2 protein-coding genes are annotated in these 2,808 nt (G+C 71.5%); one reads left to right on the forward strand and one right to left on the reverse strand.

All coding sequences use genetic code 11. The features are described 5' to 3' along the window. Positions 1–141: 141 nt before the first annotated feature. Entirely contained in the window at positions 142–1,614 is a 1,473-nt protein-coding gene (locus Q7F20_RS16755; protein ID WP_305741204.1) for an aspartate ammonia-lyase, read from the forward strand. Between the two features lie 22 nt (positions 1,615–1,636). On the opposite strand, the gene Q7F20_RS16760 is transcribed toward Q7F20_RS16755, so the two are convergent. Then, positions 1,637–2,728: a YihY/virulence factor BrkB family protein gene (locus tag Q7F20_RS16760; protein ID WP_305741205.1), complete on the reverse strand. Its 1,092-nt coding sequence runs from the start codon at positions 2,726–2,728 to the stop codon at positions 1,637–1,639. Between the last annotated feature and the right edge of the window lie 80 nt (positions 2,729–2,808).

Genomic DNA, 2,808 nt, shown 5'->3' on the forward strand with positions numbered 1-2,808 from the left:
GGCCCGCACCGCGCCTCCAGGCCGTCACGGCGTGCGTCCAGGGCGCCACACGCGACGATCCCGCGCGTCGCGTCCTCGCGCGACGCGCCCGCCCGGACCGGGGCCCGGCCCCGACCGGCCGGACGGGCTACCCTCGTGGGCGTGACCGGCAACGATGCAGCACCGACCCGTACCGAGACCGACTCCCTGGGGTCGCGCGAGGTCCCAGCGGACGCGTACTGGGGGATCAACACCCTCCGAGCGCTCGAGAACTTCCCCATCACCTCGGTGCCGATCGCGGTCTACCCGGACCTCGTCGAGGCCCTCGCGACCGTGAAGCAGGCCGCCGCCCGGGCGAACAAGGCGATCGGGGTGCTCGACGCCGAGCGTGCCGACGCCATCGACCGTGCCGCGCAGGAGGTCCGAGACGGCCGCTGGCGCGACCAGTTCGTCGTCGACATCGTGCAGGGCGGCGCGGGGACCTCGACGAACATGAACACGAACGAGGTGCTCGCCAACCGTGCGCTCGAGCTCCTCGGCCGCGCGAAGGGCGACTACGCGTACCTGCACCCGATCGACCACGTCAACCGCAGCCAGTCGACGAACGACACGTACCCGACGAGCATCAAGCTCGCGATGATCCTCGGCGTGCGGCGGCTCGTGTCGCAGCTCGAGGCGCTGTCCGACGCCTTCGCCGAGCGGGGCCACGCCTTCGCCGACGTCCTGAAGATCGGACGGACGCAGCTGCAGGACGCCGTGCCGATGACCCTCGGGCAGGAGTTCACCGGCTTCGCGCACACCATCCAGGAGGACGTCCTCCTGCTGAAGACCGTCATGCCGCTGCTCGCCGAGACGAACCTCGGTGCGACGGCGATCGGTACCGGCATCACGGCCGACCCCCAGTACCGCGACGAGGTCCGGCGGCAGCTGCAGGTCGCGTCGGGGCTCGACATCGTGACGGCACCGGACCTCATCGAGGCGACGAGCGACGCCGGCGCGTTCATGACCCTGTCCGGCACCGTGAAGCGGAGCGCGGCGAAGCTGTCGAAGATCTGCAACGACCTCCGGCTGCTGGCCTCGGGCCCGCAGGCCGGCCTGGGGGAGATCACGCTGCCGGCACGGCAGGCGGGGTCCTCGATCATGCCCGGCAAGGTGAACCCCGTCATCCCCGAGGTCGTCAACCAGATCGCGTTCGCGGTCGCGGGGGCGGACACCACGGTCACGATGGCGGCCGAGGGCGGCCAGCTGCAGCTCAACGCGTTCGAACCGATCATCGCCCACTCGATCCTGCAGTCCCTGCAGTGGATGGCCAGCGGGTGCGCGACGCTCCGGGTGAACTGCGTGGCCGGGATCGAGGCGAACGAGGCCAAGCTCGCGGCGCAGGTGGACACGAACGTCGGCGTCGTCACCGCCCTGACGCCGTACATCGGGTACGCGGCGGCGGCGTCGATCGCGCACACGGCGCTGACGACCTCGACGCCCATCGCGACGCTCGTCACCGCGGCGGGGCTCATGGACGAGGACCAGGTCCAGCGGGTCCTCTCGCCCGCCCGACTCTCCGGGATCGAGCTGGCGACGGGGGCGATCCCGGTCGTCACCGAGGAGATGCTCGACCAGGCGGCGCGCGAGCGCTGACGCGCGGCGCGGCGCGCCGCGGCTACGGCAGCGGGGGCTCGCCGACCCGCACCTGCCGGGACAGGTCCCGGAGGTGCTCCGCTTGCTCGGCCCGGGCGGGCTCGACGTCGTCCTCGGCCGCCCGCTGCGCGGCGATCGTCCGGACGTGGTGCGCGGCCGCGATGTCGGCGTCCCGCCACCGGGCGAGCGTGAAGTTCCGCGTGACGTCCCGCAGCGGCAGCCGGATCGACTCGTCGGCCTCGATGCCGGCGAGCAGCTGCCGCATCCGGATCACCTCGGAGTCGAGCTCACCGCCCACCACGAGCACGAAGTTCGAGATGTACAGGTACACGAGCAGCAGGATCGCGCCGCCCAACCACCCGTAGGCCTTGTTGCTGCCACCGATCGTCTCGACGTAGAGCGCGAAGCCCACCGTCGCCAGCGCCCACGTCACGATCGCGAACCCTGCTCCGGCGGACACCCACCGCAGCTGCGGCGTCTTCACGTTCGGGGTGGCGTAGTACAGCGTCGCCACCATCACCACGAGGTCGGCCGCCAGGATCGGCCACTTCACCACGTTCCACAGGTCGTCGATCCACGGCGCCCACCCGAACGACCGGATGACCGCGGCCGAGATCGTCGGCGTGCCGAGCAGGATCACGATCGCGATCGCGCCACCGACCATCACCAGCAGGGTGACGAGGAGCATCATGCTGCGGAACTTCCAGATGCGGCGCCCTTCTTCCACCTCGTACGCGGTGTTCATCGCCCGTCCGAACGCCGTCGCGTACCCGGAGAGCGACCACAGCGTCAGCACGACGCCGATCGCGAAGCCGAGCCAGGGGTTGTCCAGGGTGAGGAGCTGCCGGAGCGGGCCCTCGAGGTGTGACGCCGTCTCCGGGCGCACGATGAACCCGAGGATCCCGATGATGTCCTCGAGGCTGTCGCCCTGCCGGTCCACGATCGACAGGGCCGAGACCACGGTCAGCGTGGTCGGGAACACCGTCAGCAACGCGAAGAACGTCAGCGACGCCGCCGCGTCGACGACGCGGTGCCGGATGACCGAGTGGTAGGTACGCCGGACCACGGCGCGGACTCCCGTCCGCTGGAGGTCGCGCGATGCGCTGTCCGGCATGCGTTGTACGGTACCCGACCGGTGACGGACTGGAGGCGCGGGGCGGGCCCGCCCCCCCCCCCCCCTGCGCCGGGGGGGCA

The sequence above is a fragment of the Curtobacterium sp. A7_M15 genome, from assembly GCF_030705415.1.
Taxonomy (GTDB): Bacteria; Actinomycetota; Actinomycetes; order Actinomycetales; family Microbacteriaceae; genus Curtobacterium.